This window comes from Paucilactobacillus kaifaensis, assembly GCF_005405145.1.
GTDB classification, from domain to species: Bacteria; Bacillota; Bacilli; order Lactobacillales; family Lactobacillaceae; genus Paucilactobacillus; species Paucilactobacillus kaifaensis.
In genome coordinates, this window is record NZ_BJDM01000001.1 from 210,280 (window position 1) to 228,056 (window position 17,777).

A 17,777-nucleotide genomic window follows, 5' to 3' on the forward strand; every position below is an offset into this window, starting at 1 on the left:
ACCAAATTAAAACGTCAAAATTATTATGTGGTACGGGTGGCTAATTGGTGGGCTGGTTCGTGATATAATTTGAGTATTGGGTTATTATTTGAAATGTGCTCACCCAGGCAGATGTCTAGGGCTAAGCCGCTAATGACGCTCAATAAATCAAAGAACGATTTATTAAACGTCATTAGCGGCTTAGCCTACGACATCTAGGCGCCTTGGCTCGCACTCTATTTTTGGAGGTCCGTAATGAGTTTAGGATTTATTTTAGGAACGGCTGCGAAGGATCATCAAATTAACTTATTGGATCAGTTGGCTGCTGATATGGCGAAATATCCTGATGATCAATTTTATTATTTAGTTCCCAACCATATTAAGTTTGAATCTGAAATTAACGTCTTGGATGAACTTGCTAAACGTCAAAATGGCGATACACAAACTAGTTATGCACAGACTAAGTTGCAGGTCTTTTCGTTTAGTCGGCTAGCTTGGTATTTATTGAAAAATACGGCAGCATATCAAGCTCCGCGTCTATCGGCCACAGGATTAAACATGCTGGTATTTCAAATTATCAGTGACCACCAGGGTGAATTACGATTATTTGCCGGCGAATATAACCAACCGGGATTTATTAATGAATTAACGAATCAATTAGAGGAATTGAAACAAGCTCGAATTAGTGCAACTGATCTAGCTAATTTAGCGCAACAAATGAGGCAAACGAGCAGTGACTTGAACGCTAAATTACATGATTTAGTGTTAGTGTACACTGCCTATGAACAAGCAGTTAATGGTCAATACTTAGGAAATTCAGAAATTTATGCGCAACTTGCCCAATATTTAGAAGAACAGGATTTTAGTCACGCCCACTTTTATTTGGATCGATTTTCGCAATTTACGGCCAGTGAGCAGCAAATCGTGTCGGCTCTAATTTGTAATGCAAACTCAGTGTTGATTGCACTGACGCTGGATAAGCCATACCCTAAGCAAACCCCAGATCCTAGTGATTTATTTTATGAGGCTGGGAATTTGTATCACCGGCTATATCAACAGGCTAAACAGCATCAAGTTAATATCATGCTCGATCAATATGCTAAGCAGAGTCGCGTGGCTTCCGAGTTAGAACAATTGGATCGTTTTTTAATTGCGGATGCTAAAATGGCCCAAATTGAGGTCCCTAAATTGTCCCACCCTGCTAATTTACAATTGTTTACCGCCGATAATCGGTTAACGGAATTACAACAAACAGCGCGACAAATTAGGCAGCTTGTATCTACTGGTAAATATCGGTACCGTGATTTTTTGGTATTGACTAGACACCTAGACGGTTATGCTACGGCATTAGAACCTGTTTTTAGACAATATAATATTCCGGTCTTTAATGATCATGAACGTGCCATGGATGACCACCCATTGGTGGAGTTACTAAATGCATTATTTGCAGTTAAACAGCATTATTATCGATACTCTGATTTGATGCGCTTGTTAAAAACAGAGTTATTAATTCCACAAGTAGACGGCATGGCTTCCTCGATTGCGCAGTTTAGGCAGGCTCTTGCAATAACCGAAAATTGGTTATTAAAGACAGGATTACATGGTGATGATTGGTTGCAGTCATCTGATTGGCAGTATTATCGGTTTAAAGAATCGGATTTAGGACTTCAAACTGATAAAATTACAGAAGATACTCGGCAAATAAATATAATTCGGCATTACATCAAAGAAACTTTGCCTCCTTTTTTTGCTGCATTAGATAATGCGCAAACTGGGCAAGATGCAGCGACGATTTTGTATCAATTTTTGGTTCAACAAGGAGTCGAACAGCAATTAATCGCTTGGCGAGATCGGCAAATTGAACGAGGGGATTTGGACCAGGCGGCGCAACCCGAGCAGGTTTGGCAGACCTTTTGTGATCTACTAGATGAGTATGTTGCAATATTGGGCGCCCGTCCGTTTAATCCAGACGATTTTCAAACGATTTTACAAGCTGGGTTTAGTGCAGCCACTTATTCGCAAATTCCGTCGACACTTGATCAGGTAATGGTTTCTGAAACGGGAATTGTGCAAAGTAATCAACGAAAAGTTACATTTATGATTGGCGCCACGGACCTGGTGATGCCAGATGTTCCTAGTGAACGGGGATTATTATCTGATCAAGATAAGCTTAGTCTGCAAGGCTATTTAAATGATGAACAGTATTTGTCGGCCGATAGCATGGAACAGCTTGCAAATGAACCATTTATTAATTACTTAGGTTTCATGAGCAGCTGTCAGCGACTGTATTTATCGTACCCGCAATTAAATGATCAAGGGCAAGAAATTCAGATATCACCATATATTGCGGCGATTAAAAACTTTTTTACCTTGCAGGCGCAAAATTATCAGCAGATACCAAGTATTGATGATGACAAGGTAGCTCCATTTGTGAGCGCACCAAATGCAACGATTGGTTCATTAGTTCAAATTGGTCGACAGGCAATGGATCAACATCGTAAATTACCGTTAATCTGGCGTTTCATTTACCAACAATTAGTCCAGTTACCAGAAAGCAGTGCTAAGTTAGCAGTAGTGTTGCGAAGCTTGGATTATCATAATGTTCCGGTTAAATTGAAGCCAGAAATTGTCACTGGTTTGTATGGCGATACAATTAATACTTCCGTGTCTAAGTTAGAAGAATTCTATGAAAATGAATATGCTTACTTTCTAAAATTCGGACTTCAACTGAAGGAACGTGATATGTTCGAATTGTCACCAGCTAATACAGGGGAGTTCTTTCATGCTACGCTCGACGCACTGGTTAAACGCGTTCGTCAATTAGATATATCGATGAAAGATTTAAGCCAAAATCAGCTGGATGATTTGATTAATCAAGTCGTTGAAAACGTCAGTCAAGCGCCCCAGTTCATGATTTTATCTAGCTCTGCCAGAATGAAATATATTGGAAAACAGCTCAGTGCTACTGTTCGCCAAATGGGCGAAGCTTTGTACCAGCAAAGTCAGTATACGCCGATGCAACCAACTAAAACGGAGGTTCTGTTCGGTCAAATACAAGATCAAACAGGGTTGGCAGCGCTCGAGTTTAAATTACCACATAATAAACAAGTTCGTGTTCGTGGAAAGATTGATCGGATTGATCAACTAGCAACGGATAAGGGTAATTATTTAGGAGTGGTGGACTATAAATCCGGTCAGCGTGATTTTAGCTTTGCGGATGCTTATTATGGATTGGCCATGCAAATGCTAACGTATTTAAACGCAGTTGAATTAAATATTGATCGATTGGGGGTTGACCCTAATAGTAAATTGGCTGGCGCTTTGTACATGCATATCCAAAACCCTAAGCTAAAACAGCAAGATGTTGCTAAGGGATTAGAGCAAGCCAAGTTAAAGCAAAATAAATATAAGGGTCTGTTGCTAAGCGACTCCAATTTGTTAGATCAATTAGATAATCAACTAGCAGATAAGATCGGTAACTCCGATATTTACCCGTTTCGGAAAAAGAGCGATGCTAGTTTTTCAGGACCAGAATTGGTAACGCCTGATCAAATGAAGTTATTATTAGCTCGTAATCAAGAACGGATTCAATATGCTGCTGAACAAATTTTTGCGGGGGCTAATGATTTAAATCCTGTTAAATGGGCTAATCAGAAAACGGCACTTCAGTATTCACCGTATAAAGATGTGTTCCAGTTTGATGCGATGTTACCAGAAAATAATTATCGGCAATTGGATAAATTGGATGCTAAAGCCGTGTTTAAGTTATTACAGGAGGAAGATAAATGAGTGCAACCAAATTTACGCCCCATCAACAGCAAGCCATTGTTGATCAAGGTCAAAATATTTTAGTATCTGCTTCCGCTGGATCTGGTAAAACATCTGTTTTAGTTGAGCGAGTGATTCAAAAAATTTTACATGGCGATAGTGTAGCTAATTTACTGGTTGTCACTTTTACGGATGCGGCAGCTAAAGGAATGCGCGATCGGATACAGCGGGCGTTACGACAGGCGATGGATCAAACCAATGACTATGACTTACGACAACGACTACGGACAGAAATTAATCAGTTGGGAATTGCTGATATCAGTACGCTACATGCTTTTTGTTTACATTTAATTAAACGCTATTACTATTTGATTGATTTAGACCCACAGTTTCGACTATTGACAGATACAACAGAACTAATTTTGTTAACTGAATCTGTTTGGGATGACGTTCGCGAAACCTTGTATGCCAATGAAGATGAAAAATTTGAACAACTAACGCAAAATTTTTCTAACGATCGAGGCGATGAAGGCTTAACCAATGTGGTTAGTCAACTGGATTCGTTTGCTAATGCGACACCTACACCGTATGAATGGTTACAACAGTTACCCGCACTGTATGAAGTTGAAGGAACTAACCTAACTGAAACTGATTTTTATCAGACACAAGTAAAACCAATTTTGATGGATATTTTACAACAGTTGTCGATTGATATGGCACAAGGTATTGAATTAGCGCTTGAGGATGTTTTCAGTAAGGTTAAGGGTTTGTTAGAAGATGAGTTGATGCAAATCGATGAAGTACTTGAGTTGGTGCAACATGGATCATGGAATGAAATTCGAGCAAAATTATTCAACCTCAACTTTAATACAATGCGTGGCCCTAAAGATGACGAAGCAAAAGCTACTTTTGAGCGTATTAAGGTCACTCGTAGTGAATGTAAAAAACAGCTCAATGAGTTAGGGCCAGCTTACTTTGCATTAGATGAACAGCAAACGATCGATACAATGAAAGCTGCACAAAAAATTGTTACGGAGTTGGCAGATGTAACCTGGCAGTATCGCGAAGCTTATCAAGCAGAAAAAAAGCAACGTCACGTGTTGGATTTTAGTGATTTGGAACACTACGCATTGGCAATTTTAACTAGTAACTCTGTTGATGGTCAAAGCGTGGTTAAACAGTTAAGAGATCACTACGGTGAAATCATGGTGGATGAATATCAGGATACCAACCAATTACAAGAGAGCATCTTACAAACGCTGACGACCGAGCACCCAGGGAATCTGTTCATGGTTGGGGATGTGAAACAATCGATTTATCAGTTTCGACTCGCCGATCCAGGTCTATTTTTGCGCAAGTACGAACAGTATCGTCAGCCACAATCAGATGATGGTGAAGCAATTATTTTAGCTGAAAATTTTCGATCAGTGAAAAATGTAACCGACTTTACCAATTTAATTTTCAAACAGTTAATGGATAAAAAAGTGGGCGAAATGGACTATGATGAGGCCGCCCAATTACAGTATGGCGCCATTGATTACCCTAAAGAACCAACAGCAACTGAAGTTTTACTATATGAATCTGAAAATTCTACTAGTCAAGATGAGTTGGAACTGGTCCCCGATGATAAAATGACGGGCGAGGTTCAAATGGTGGGGCAACGAATCAAGCAGATGATTCAAAATAATGAACAACTTTATGACCGAAAAGAACAAAAAATGCGCCCGATTACGTATGGTGATATTACATTGCTAGTGCCGACGCGTAAAAATAACAATTTGATTGTGGAACAATTTAGTCAGTTAGAAATTCCAGTTACCGTTAATGATGCCCAGAACTATTTTCAGGCCACAGAAGTCCGAATTATGATGTCATTGCTCCGAGTGGTTGATAATCCCTATCAGGATATTCCGTTAGCAGCTGTTTTACGTTCCCCGATTGTGGGATTGGATGAAAATGAATTGGCCTATTTGCGAATTCAAAATAAAACGGATGAATATTTTGCGGCAGTAAAGACGTTTCATGATGAGTTTGATGCTAATTTAGCCTCGGAGTTTGCTCAACATATTTATGACAAGATTGATCGCTTTTTGCATCAATTAGTTGAATTTAGATTGATTGCTAATCAAAATCGGTTGGTCAAATTGATTTGGGAAATTTACGAAACGACAGGTTTTTTAGATTATGTTGGTGGAATGCCAGGTGGTCGGCAACGTCAAGCTAATTTACATGCTTTATATGAGCGTGCACATGTATATGAAGAAAGTAGTTTCAAAGGGCTATTTCAATTTGTCCGATTCATTGAACAAATGCAACAACAAAATCAAGATTTAGGTGAAGCACCTGCTCAAGCCTCAAATGATACTGTTTCTGTGATGACAATCCATGCTAGCAAGGGATTAGAGTTTCCAGTAGTTTTCTTAATGGATGCCACTCATCAATTCAATAAGGATCGAATGCGACAAGATTACTTAATGGATGCTCAGGGTGGAATTGGCATTACTTATTTGACCGCAGATCGTGTCAAAGTTGAGACGCTGCAAAAACAAATTTTAAAAGATGCGGTTAATCGCAAGGACCAAGCTGAACAAATGCGATTACTTTATGTCGCATTGACACGAGCTGAGCAACGTTTGCTGATTGTTGGAACATATTCAAATGTTGAAAAGGCGATCACGAACTGGCAACGGGCATTTCAAAGCGAACGGATGCAGCTGCCGGATCAAATTCGGGCGCAAACGAATAATTTTATGGACTGGATTGGGATGGGTTTGGTGAGGCATCCCCAATTTGATGCGAGCCTATTAACTACTGATGATGTATGGTCAGGATTGACTGGGGATGCAACTAAATTCGAAATTAAAATTTGGCATGCGTCAGATTTAAATCAATCGATAGAAACTGGTCAAGATGAAGTTGAAAGTTCAATTCAAGAGCAACTAAATGAAGCGAATAAATTAACAGACCAAATTTCAGATATTAGTCGTGCAGCGATTAAACAGGTTTTACATTTCAATTATCAGCACACTGCCGCAACGATGACCACTGCTTATCAATCAGTGTCTGAAATTAAACGATTATTTGAAGATCCAGATAACTTTCAGTTAGGACAGTTAGAGTTTGATCCGCAAGCCCGGCAAAAGGGACGTTATGTCAGCGATGATTTTGGTCAACCAAAATTTATGCAAACAACAGTTACTCCAAGTGCAGCTGAAGTTGGTACCGCAACGCATTTGGTATTACAAACTTTGGACTTGCGACAATCACCGACCCTTGCTGCAGTAGATCAAGTAATTACTCGGCTAACTGCTGGTAACATTATTACTGAAGAAATTGCTACGCGGATTAATCGAGAGCAAATTCTGCAATTTTTTGAAACAGATTTGGGTAAACTTATTTTGGCACGACCTGATCACTTAAAGCGTGAAGTGCCATTTTCAATGTTGTTAAACGGTAATCAGTTGTTTGCTCAGCTTGCTGATCCAACAGAACGAATCTTAATTCATGGAATTATCGATGGATACTTGGAATTAGAGGATGGTGTTTGTTTATTTGACTATAAAACCGATCAAATTCATCCAGATGGTGAGCAGCAAGCTGAGGTGGATAAGATAGTGCAAAGATATCGTGGTCAGGTAAATTTATATGCTCAGGCACTGCAGCAAATGACTGCTAAACCAGTTGTGCATAAATATTTATATTTATTATCAGTCAACCAATTAGTAGAAATTTAAGCATTTAGTTAACTTGCATATCATTTCACTTGTCTAGTGATAAATTATTTTGCTTGAAATGGCCTGTTTTCATTGTCTATTTTCTTTTTGTCGTGTAAAATGTACTTTGAGTAAGCGGATACAAATTCAAAAAAGGGAGTTTGACGAATATGGCAAAAGTAGTTGTATTGGGTGGCGGATACGCTGGTATGCGTGCGATTAAAGTGCTTATTGATAAAGCACCTAAGGACACCCAGTTAGTATTGATTAGCAACACACGAGTGCATACTGAAAAAACTAATATTCATGAAGTAGCGGCAGGCACAACGACGCCGAAAGAAATTTCATTTGATGTCGCCGAGGTCGCAAAACCACAGCGGGTTAAATTTATTCAGGATACAGTTACTGGAATTGACCTTGATAGCAAAGAAGTTAAGTTGCAGGACAGTGACGAACCAGTTAGCTATGATTATGTCATTATTGCACTAGGGTTTCGCTCTGAAACATTTGGTATTAAAGGAGCAGAAGAAAATGCACTGCCGTTGACGACTTTGGATGAAGCATCAGCAGTTGCTGAACATATTGAAAATCAAATTAAGCATTATCAAGATTCCCAAGATCCTAACGATTTAAAAGTGGTTGTTTGTGGAGCTGGTTTTACTGGTATTGAATTATTAGGGGAATTAATTCATTCAACCAAGAAATGGGCTCAAAAATACAACACACCTAACGTAGAATTGTATTGTGTGGAAGCAGCAACCAGTATTTTACCAATGTTTGATCATGGTCTAGCAGACTTTGCCGTTGATTACCTTAAACGCAATGGCGTTCAATTTGTGTTGGGTGCTAAGATTTCAGGCGTTGAGCCTGGTAAAGTAGTCTATGAAAAAGATGACGAAACTCAAGAAGTGGCCTCAAACAGCATTGTTTGGACTGTGGGTGTTAGTGGTAGTCATGTGATGGATGATCCAGCATTTAGTTCTAAACGTGGTCGGGTTATCACAAAAGATGATCTCAGCTTGAATGATGACCATCCAGAGGTGTTTGTGGTTGGTGATGTTGCTGCAATTATGAATCCAGCTAACAATCGACCTTGGCCGACAACTGCGCAAGTGGCCTTGAAGTCGGCTGCTCATGCAGCAGAAAATGTGGCCAATTTAGTCAGTGGTGGTTCTGCGACACCATTTGAGTTCCACTCACTAGGGACTGTGGCCTCACTCGGACGAACGCAAGCGATTGGTGAAGTGGCAATGGGTGGTAAACAAGTTAAATTAAAGGGCTATCCAGCTTCAGCCTTAAAAAAAGTCATTGTTGATCGGTCATTATTTTATGACAATGGTGTGAGTGGTATTTTGAAGCACGGTAGATTTGATATTTGGCATTAAAAAGAAAAAAGAGTGTGAACGATCACGGATTGAAGTCGTGATATAAGGAGCTAAAGCCCTTGATGAACTTTATACTTTGAAGTTCATTAAGGGCTTTAGCTCTTTATACAATATGGTTAAGTGATCAGTGAACACATTTACGCAATAAAAATAAAAATCTACCAATAAAATCAAACCGCAAGTCCCGAAAAAAGTTACTGCAATCATCCCTAGTTAGAAAGGTCATTTTTTATTTGATAACTTTGTGTTCCACGTGTAACATAAAACATTATTAGATAACAATTTAAGGAGTAAACATAATGGCTAAACAAGGGAATGCCAAAATTGTAGAAGTTATTAATTCAAAAGTATTTCAAACGGTGATTTTATCTTTGCTAGTACTGATTGAAGTGGTCGTTTTTTTTCGGGTTACAACAATAACATTAGGAATTGTTCAAATTATGATGATGGCAACTACAGGAGTAACCACAGGTTATTTACTTGTATTTTTAGCGTTTGTGGCCCTTCAAATTACCTTTTTGATTTGGTCAATTCGACAGTTGGTTTTGTTTATTAAACGGAAAAATTAAAAGGGCAGGAAACGCTGACTAATAGTCACAAGCAATGTTATAATATTCACAATCTTAGAAATGGAGTGATATTATGGCTAAGTATTCATTTTTAGAACCATTTAAGTTTTTCAATAAAGATGTTGTCTTAAAAAATAGAGTAATCATTCCGCCAATGACAGAATGTATGGCATTTCATGATGGAACAGTTACAGAAGATGAAGTTGATTATTATAAGAAACATAGCGGCGGTGTAGGAATGTATATCACTGCAGTCGCAAATGTAAATAATGAAGGTAAAGGTTTCGAGGGCGAATTAAGTATTGCTGATGATAAATTTATACCTGGATTACATAAACTAGCATCTGCTATTCAGCGAAATGGGACGAAAGCAATTGTTCAGATTTTTAGTGCTGGTCGAATGTCTAGTACTGCAATTTTACGTGGGAAAAAACCAGTTAGTGCTAGTGCTATCGCGGCTGTTAGAGCCGGATCTGAAGAACCAAGATCCTTGAGTGAAACAGAAATTGAACAGACGATTAAAGATTTTGGTCAGGCTGCTAGACGAGCTATTGAAGCTGGATTTGATGGAGTTGAAATTTATGGTGCAAACACTTATTTGATTCAGCAATTCTTTTCACCACATTCTAACCAACGAGCTGACAAATGGGGCGGATCAGTTGAAAATAGAATGCAATTTCCATTAGCTGTAATTAGTGAAGTTCAACGAGTAGTTACTGAATATGCAACTAAGCCGTTTATTATTGGCTATCGGATCTCACCAGAAGAAATCGAAAAACCTGGGATTACGTTTGATCAGACGTTAGCGTTCGTTGATGTGTTGAAGGATCAGCCAATTGATTATTTGCATGTTTCTATGGGAAACGTATGGCGTAAGTCATTAACGGATGAGAGCATTACAACGCCTTTAAATGAAACCATTAAAGAACACTTACAAGGTAAGGTCCCAATGATTGTCGTAGGGGATGTCCAAACCCCTGAAGATGCTGCCAAGGCAACTGATGCTGGTTTTGATTTAGTTGGAATTGGTCGCCAGAGTATCAGAGAACCCCAGTGGGTCCAAAAAATTGAACATAATGATGAGAGCTCGATAAGATATAAAATATCTCCAGACGATTTAGACGAACTTGGTGTAAAAAAACCGTTTTTAGATATTTTGATGGCATTAAGCGGGCCGACAGGAATACCGTTAACGACTTCAGTAAAAACAGATCGACAAAACGCAAATGCAGTGTTGGATTATGTTTTAAGTGGAGGAAAATAAGCTAATAATAAAGAAGCTGAGCAAAGAGTTTTTTACTCAGCTTCTTTATTATTTACGAATTATGATGGTGGCAATTACAGGATACGTAAATTCATTTTTAATACTTGTAGATCTTCAAGAATTACTTTTGATTTGTAAGATAGGTTAAAAATGAAGGTACAAAAAAACGGCCATTAGCCGTCTTTTTGACTATCTTGTTTCGTTTGGTAAAAAACTATGCTTTCTGATCCAAGGGATAATCCAGTGATCGAGACCGATACGGCCTGCATTGTAGCCAGCAAATAAAATAATGAATTCAACAATAATATAAATTGGATTGATTGAAACTGTGCCGGCCAATAAGTAGCTAAAGTTCATTAATAAGCCAAAGAATACAGCCGCAGTAGTAAACGCACCAACCACTAAACCGAGACCAACTAACAATTCACCCCATGAAACTAGGAAGTTAAATGTATTTACATTTGGTAATACGAAATGTTTTAAGAAATTTCCATAAGCTCCATATTGGACCTTACCCTCGGGACTTAAAACTGGTTTAGCAATGGCACCCATAATAAATCCTTTAGCATCAAATCCTTTAAACACTTTATCATAACCGTCTATTAGCCAATAATATCCTAAAATAACACGACAAACAGTCAAAAGCCAACGACTAATAACGTTATGTCTTAACCAATAACTCATCTCAAAAGCCTCCTAAATAATAGCTATACATTTGTAAGTGTGTTGCAAATTTAGTATAGCAGTTATTGAAGATAATGAAATAACTTAGTTAAAAAAATCACAAATTTTAATTCGATCAAAAAATAGCCCCATCAAAAAAATTTCTTGATGAGGTTATTTAGATTAATAAAATTAGTCACCGTTCATAATGGAATTTTTGACAATTACGTAGTCAACTTTGCGAATGGCTTCGAGATCGTTACCACCTGCATATGAAATTGATGATTGTAAGTCTTCGTGCATTTCAGTCAGGGTAGCTTCGATTGAACCGCGATACGGGACTAACATTTGTTTACCTTCGACATTTCGGTAAGCCTGTTTTTGGGTTTCAGATGCTGAACCCCAGTATTGTTTGTAACTTTTACCGTCGATTTTAATTAAATTACCAGGCGATTCTTGATGACCGGCCAGCATTGAACCAATCATTACCATAGAAGCACCAAAACGGACTGATTTTGTAATGTCACCATTGTTGCGGATCCCACCATCAGCAATTAGTGGTTTGCGGGCCGCTTTACTACACCATTTCAAAGCAGCGAGCTGCCAGCCGCCAGTACCAAAACCGGTTTTTAGTTTAGTAATGCAGGCTTTACCAGGGCCAACACCAACTTTAGTAGCATCAGCACCGGCATTTTCTAATTCACGTACGGCTTCTGGAGTCGCAACATTACCAGCGATGACAAATGCGTCTGGTAATTTATTTTTAATGAATTTAATCATTTTGATAACATAATCAGAGTGACCATGGGCAACGTCAATTGTAATGTACTCAGGGGTTAAATTGGCAGCTGCTAAATCATTGATAAATTGAAACTCGCTATCTTTGATTCCAACTGAAATGGAGGCGAAAAGGCTTTTTGCCTGTAAATCCCGAACGAAAGCTAATCGTTTTTCTGGTTGAAATCGATGCATAACATAGAAGTAGTCATTTTGGGCTAGCCAAATTGCTAATGGTTCATCAATCACGCTTTCCATGTTGGCAGGAACTACTGGAATTTTAAATCGATGAGGACCAAATTGAACACTTGAATCGGCGTCACTGCGACTTTTAATAATACATTTGCTGGGGATGAGTTGAATATCATCGTAATCGAAAGTTTCCATTTGAGGCACTCCTTACAAAAAGTTCGTCTTTTTTACTCACCCAGTTAATATAAATGGAATCGGTGGTAATGTCAATATAAAAGTCGTACATTATATTCTTGTTCACAAATAAAGTTCGTGTTTTTCGTTGACGAAGCTTAACTTACTTGTTAAACTGGTTAGATGAGTGATAATAATGATAATGGGGTGACATGATGACAGCAGTTGTAGTGGTTGGGAGTCAATGGGGTGACGAGGGTAAAGGTAAGATGACTGATTACCTGAGTCAAGCAGCAGATATGATTGTTCGGTATCAAGGTGGTAACAATGCAGGCCATACAATTGTATTTAACGGCCAAACTTATAAATTACATTTGATTCCTTCAGGGATTTTCTTTGCTGATAAGTTGAGTATCATTGGTAATGGTGTTGTTGTTAATCCTAAAGCCGCAATTGAGGAGTTATCTTACTTAAAAGAGAAGGGCATTGACCCAGCGGGGTTACGTATTTCAAGCCGTGCGCACGTTATTTTGCCTTATCATATTTTGCTTGATCAATATCAAGAAGCATCTAAGGGCGATCAAAAGGTTGGTACAACTAACAAAGGGATTGGACCAGCATACATGGACAAAGCTTCCCGTGTGGGAATTCGAATGGCTGATCTACTTGAGCGGGATACATTTGAAACTAAGCTACGCCAAAATCTAGCTGAGAAAAATGAACTATTTACAAAGTTGTACGCTAAAGAACCGTTGGGCTTTGACTCGATTTTTGAGGAATATTATGAATATGGTCAACAACTGAAACAGTATGTAACAGATACTTCGGTGATTGTTAATAATGCATTGGATCAAGGACAACATGTGTTATTCGAAGGGGCACAGGGAGTGATGTTGGACGTTGATCATGGTACTTATCCATATGTCACCTCTTCTAATCCGATCGCCGGTGGTGTAACGACTGGTGTAGGCATTGGCCCGAATAAAATTGATACAATTGTAGGGATCTGTAAGGCATACTCGACACGAGTGGGGGACGGCCCATTTCCGACTGAACTAAATGATGCGACTGGTGATTATATCCGTGAAACTGGTCATGAATATGGTACGGTCACAAAACGACCTCGGCGAATTGGTTGGTTTGATACAGTAGCAATGCGTCATGCTAAACGGGTATCTGGATTGAGTTGTTTGAGTCTGAATTTATTAGATGTGCTAACTGGGATCGAAACTTTAAAAATTTGTACAGCGTATGAAATTAATGGTAAGCAAATTGACTATTATCCAGCTAGCCTGCATGAATTATCAGCATGTAAGCCAGTTTATGAAGAACTACCTGGTTGGAATGAAGATATCACGCAAATTACTAATTTTGCAGAGCTACCAATCAACGCTCAAAAATATTTACAACGCTTAAGCGAAGTGGTTGAATTACCGCTAGCCACGGTTTCTGTGGGACCAGATCGCTTACAAACATTAATTTTAGATGATCCATGGGGACAAAAGGAGGCTGTTAGCCAATGATTGACCGTTATACAAGACCAGCGATGGGGCAGATTTGGTCGCTGGAAAATCGATATCAAGCCTGGTTGCAAGTGGAAATTGCTGCCACTAATGCCTGGTCACGACAAGGCGAGGTACCAGGAGAAGATGCAAAAAAAATTCGAGAAAATGCTTCATTTACTGTCGACCGAGTAGCAGAAATAGAGGAACAAACGCATCACGACGTGGTTGCATTTACGCGCACAGTTTCAGAATCATTAGGTGCAGAAAAAAAGTGGGTGCATTACGGCCTGACTAGTACCGATGTTGTTGATACTGCTAATGGGGTCATTTTGAAACAAGCCAATGAAATTATTAAGGCAGATTTATTGGCGTTAAAAGATGTGCTTGAATCCCAAGCTAAAAAATATAAAAACACAGTTATGATGGGTCGGACACATGGAGTACATGCTGAACCAACAACATTTGGTCTCAAAATTGCGCGATGGTATGCTGAAATTGAACGTGATATTGAACGATTCGACCATGCCGCTCGAGGGGCTGCATCTGGTAAGATTAGTGGCGCAGTTGGCACATATGCGAATGTGCCCCCTGAAATTGAACAGTCTGTCATGCAGGAACTAGGATTGACTAGGCAACCGATCACAAGCCAAATTTTGCCCCGTGATCTTCACGCTGAATATATAGCGACATTAGGGTTAATCGCTACTAGTCTGGAAGAGTTTGCAACTGAAATTCGTTCGTTGCAACGCTCTGAGATTCGAGAAGTCGAAGAACATTTTAGTGCTGGTCAAAAGGGTTCATCTGCCATGCCTCATAAACGAAATCCAATTGGTTCAGAAAACATCTGCGGATTGGCTCGTGTTGTTCGCGGTCACGTACAAACAGCATATGAGAATATTCCACTCTGGCATGAACGTGATATTTCACATTCATCGGCTGAACGAATCATTTTGCCGGATACTACTATTTTGTTGGATTACATGCTACACCGTTTTACTAATATTTTGGGAGATTTAACAGTTTTTCCAGAAACGATGAAGAAAAATATGGAACGGACGTACGGTTTGATCTACAGTCAAAGAGTGTTGTTAAAGTTAATTGAGACTGGATTATCCCGGGAAGAAGCATACGATTTGGTTCAAACGTTAACTGCTAAATCATGGGACGAACAAATTTCTTTCAAACAGTTGGTTCGTGATAATGCAGCAATTAATGCACGTTTGAGCAGTGAAGAAATTGAAGATGCATTTGATTACCGCTACCATCTTAGGTATGTTGATCAAATTTTTGAACAAGTTTTTGCAAAACAAAAAATATAAAAATATTTATGAAAACGATTCATTTAGTTATTATAAATATTTTTATATTTAATAAAATGAATCAATGAAATCCGTTGTTAATCAACAGGTTTCATTGATTTTATTTTGTATAAATTTAATTGCGGTGTAATTGACCCTTGCTCAAGGACGACAATGTTGTTAGTTTAAGTCCATTGATTTAGTGAAAAGTCAAAATTTTGCCGAGAAGGTAGGGGATTTATATGCAACAACCAGAAGCTGAATTAAAGCGGTCGTTAGGACTTTGGTCAGCACTTGCACTTGTAGTTGGAACTGTGATTGGTTCAGGAATCTTTTTCAAGCAATCATCAGTATTGGATAGTGCTGGTTCCTCTACCATGGCATTAATGGCGTGGGTCGTTGGTGGAATTATTACATTAACTGCTGGGTTAACAATTGCTGAGATTGGTGCTCAGTTACCTTACACGGGTGGCTTGTACGTTTATATGGAAAAAATATATGGTCGAGTGTGGGGCTTTTTATCGGGCTGGATGCAGATTATTGTCTATGGTCCAGCAATCATTGCTTCGCTAGCCGGGTATTTAGCAGTGCTATTGGTTAACTTCTTTGGGTTAAGTGATAACTGGCATGTTCCACTGGCATTAGGAGCGATGGCTTTGATTGGCGGACTAAATATGTTTGAAAATCGTTATGGTGCCGCTTTTGCCATCGTGACAACTTTAGGTAAGTTGTTGCCAATTGCCGCCATCATTATTTTTGGTTTGTTTTATGGTCATCAAGGGGCGCTTGGCCAAACGGTTGCCGGAATCCATGCTAGTGCAGGTAACTTTGGCGTAGCTGTTTTAGCAACGTTATTTGGTTATGATGGCTGGATTTTAATTGCCAATTTAGGTGGAGAAATCAAAAATCCGCAAAAGGTATTACCAAGAGCGATCGTTATTGGATTGTTGTTTGTGTTAGTTGTTTATACGGCTGTAACTTTTGGTGTGTTTAACGGTATGTCATCAGCGATGATTCATAAATTAGGTGATAATACGACACCATATTTAGCTACTTTGGCGTTTGGCTCTATTGGTGGGAAGCTGTTGAACATTGGTGTCATTATTTCAATTGTTGGTTGTATGAATGGGAAGATCATGACTTTCCCACGCATTATGTATGCAATGGCTAAACGCAATGACTTACCGTTTTCAAAAAAATTATCATATGTTAATCGTAAGACACACGAGCCAATGATTGCTACGATTGCTATTCTAGTGTTGGCTGGTTTGATGGTTTCGTTCTTTAATCCAGATTATCTGTCAGATTTGTGCATCTTTACGGTTTATTGTTTCTATGTTGCTGCGTTTATTGGTGTGTTCTTGTTGCGTAAACGAAATCAAGGTCAAGTACGCCCATTTTCGACACCATTATTTCCAATTACACCGATTGTGGCTATTTTAGGAGCTGTTTTTGTGATCGTTAGTGAGTTATTTGCTGATCCGGTTGGTGCCCTGGTTTCGCTAGGAATTGTGGCAGTTGGATTACCAATCTTTTATGTGGTAAAAAAAGTTGAACAGGTCCGTAAAACGGCGATTACTAAAATGGCTGAACATGAATAGATCAATCACTAATATTAGAAAATAATTAAAATCAAGTGTTGACATTCTCATTTTTTTGAACAATAATGTTATAAATTAATCCTACAAAGTAATGCAAAGATGAGTAGATTAGAGAATCATTTTAAGAGAGTCATCGAAATGGTGCAAGATGACAATGATGCATAATCGAATATGGTCTTAAATGCAGTTCGCTGTTGAGCATCAGTTAAACAGTGACGGGAACTCCCGTTATAGAGTCAGGGTATGCACAAACAGTAAGTACTTGATGAACTGTATTTAAGTACCCGAAGAGGAATAACTCGTGAGGGTTATTTAAATTAAGGTGGTAACGCGAAACGCACTTTCGTCCTTGTCTAGAGATAGACGTGGATGGGAGTGCGTTTTTTTTGTAAAGAGGGAGAAAAAATGACTACTAAAGTTGATAAGTATGAATTGTTGAAACAACAAGCTGAAAGTTTACTGACCGGTGAGTTTGATTTAATTGCAAATATGAGTAATTTGGCTTCTCTAATTTTTAGTGAATTAAATGATTTAAACGGGACTTCATTTTATCGATTCAAAAACGATGAATTGATATTAGGTCCATTTCAAGGGAAACCGGCATGTATGCATATTAAAGTCGGCGCAGGTGTTTGTGGAACAGTTGCCAAAAATTTAACAGCTGAGATTGTACCTGATGTGCATAAATTTTCAGGACATATTGCATGCGATAGTGCATCAAAATCAGAAATTGTCGTGCCAATCTTCAAGGGCAGTCGATTTTGGGGTGTTTTAGATTTAGATAGTCCAAAATACAATACATTTGACGAAATTGATGAAAAGTATCTTTCTCAAATTGCACCACTTATTTTTGGTGTTCGGAGTAAAAAGTACGAGGGAGCTTATTAGA

Annotated in this window: 11 protein-coding genes and 1 other annotated feature; of the genes, 9 read left to right on the forward strand and 2 right to left on the reverse strand. The window is 38.7% G+C overall.

Annotation, left to right across the window (positions count from 1 at the left end):
• The first annotated feature begins 234 nt into the window (after positions 1-234).
• The 5 genes from FFM51_RS00930 (at position 235) to FFM51_RS00950 (ending at position 10,678) form a co-directional block, all read left to right on the forward strand.
• The gene (locus tag FFM51_RS00930; RefSeq protein ID WP_137596787.1) at positions 235-3,768 is read left to right on the forward strand and encodes a PD-(D/E)XK nuclease family protein; all 3,534 of its coding nucleotides are present in this window, start codon (positions 235-237) and stop codon (positions 3,766-3,768) included.
• Positions 3,765-7,481 carry a helicase-exonuclease AddAB subunit AddA gene (gene addA / locus FFM51_RS00935; protein WP_137596788.1) on the forward strand — a complete coding sequence of 1,239 codons (3,717 nt, stop codon included), beginning with the start codon at positions 3,765-3,767 and terminating at the stop codon, positions 7,479-7,481. Before FFM51_RS00930 ends, addA begins: the two co-directional genes overlap by 4 nt.
• Before the next feature lie 149 nt (positions 7,482-7,630).
• Complete coding sequence (locus FFM51_RS00940) at positions 7,631-8,845, forward strand: NAD(P)/FAD-dependent oxidoreductase (protein WP_137596789.1); 1,215 nt, start codon at positions 7,631-7,633, stop codon at positions 8,843-8,845.
• Between the two features lie 299 nt (positions 8,846-9,144).
• Positions 9,145-9,414: a hypothetical protein gene (locus FFM51_RS00945; protein WP_137596790.1), complete on the forward strand. Its 270-nt coding sequence runs from the start codon at positions 9,145-9,147 to the stop codon at positions 9,412-9,414.
• 73 nt (positions 9,415-9,487) lie between these two features.
• Positions 9,488-10,678, forward strand: coding sequence for an NADH-dependent flavin oxidoreductase (locus FFM51_RS00950; RefSeq protein ID WP_137596791.1), 1,191 nt, complete (start codon positions 9,488-9,490; stop codon positions 10,676-10,678).
• Between the two features lie 189 nt (positions 10,679-10,867).
• On the opposite strand, the gene FFM51_RS00955 is transcribed toward FFM51_RS00950, so the two are convergent.
• Both FFM51_RS00955 and FFM51_RS00960 read right to left on the reverse strand, forming a co-directional pair.
• Positions 10,868-11,362 (reverse strand): DoxX family membrane protein, encoded by a 495-nt coding sequence (locus FFM51_RS00955; RefSeq protein WP_137596792.1) that lies wholly within the window; start codon positions 11,360-11,362, stop codon positions 10,868-10,870.
• A gap of 171 nt (positions 11,363-11,533) precedes the next feature.
• Positions 11,534-12,505: a GMP reductase gene (locus tag FFM51_RS00960; protein ID WP_137596793.1), complete on the reverse strand. Its 972-nt coding sequence runs from the start codon at positions 12,503-12,505 to the stop codon at positions 11,534-11,536.
• 194 nt (positions 12,506-12,699) lie between these two features.
• Here FFM51_RS00960 and FFM51_RS00965 point away from each other — a divergent pair, with 194 nt between their 5' ends.
• The 4 genes from FFM51_RS00965 (at position 12,700) to FFM51_RS00980 (ending at position 17,776) form a co-directional block, all read left to right on the forward strand.
• On the forward strand, positions 12,700-14,007 hold the full coding sequence (locus tag FFM51_RS00965) for an adenylosuccinate synthase (protein ID WP_137596794.1): 1,308 nt from the start codon (positions 12,700-12,702) through the stop codon (positions 14,005-14,007).
• Entirely contained in the window at positions 14,004-15,308 is a 1,305-nt protein-coding gene (purB, locus tag FFM51_RS00970) for an adenylosuccinate lyase (protein ID WP_137596795.1), read from the forward strand. Before FFM51_RS00965 ends, purB begins: the two co-directional genes overlap by 4 nt.
• A gap of 221 nt (positions 15,309-15,529) precedes the next feature.
• Positions 15,530-16,888, forward strand: coding sequence for an APC family permease (locus FFM51_RS00975; RefSeq protein ID WP_137596796.1), 1,359 nt, complete (start codon positions 15,530-15,532; stop codon positions 16,886-16,888).
• Between the two features lie 82 nt (positions 16,889-16,970).
• Positions 16,971-17,242 (forward strand) — a binding site (T-box leader).
• A 15-nt stretch (positions 17,243-17,257) separates the two neighbouring features.
• On the forward strand, positions 17,258-17,776 hold the full coding sequence (locus tag FFM51_RS00980; protein WP_414691945.1) for a GAF domain-containing protein: 519 nt from the start codon (positions 17,258-17,260) through the stop codon (positions 17,774-17,776).
• Position 17,777: the final 1 nt, after the last annotated feature.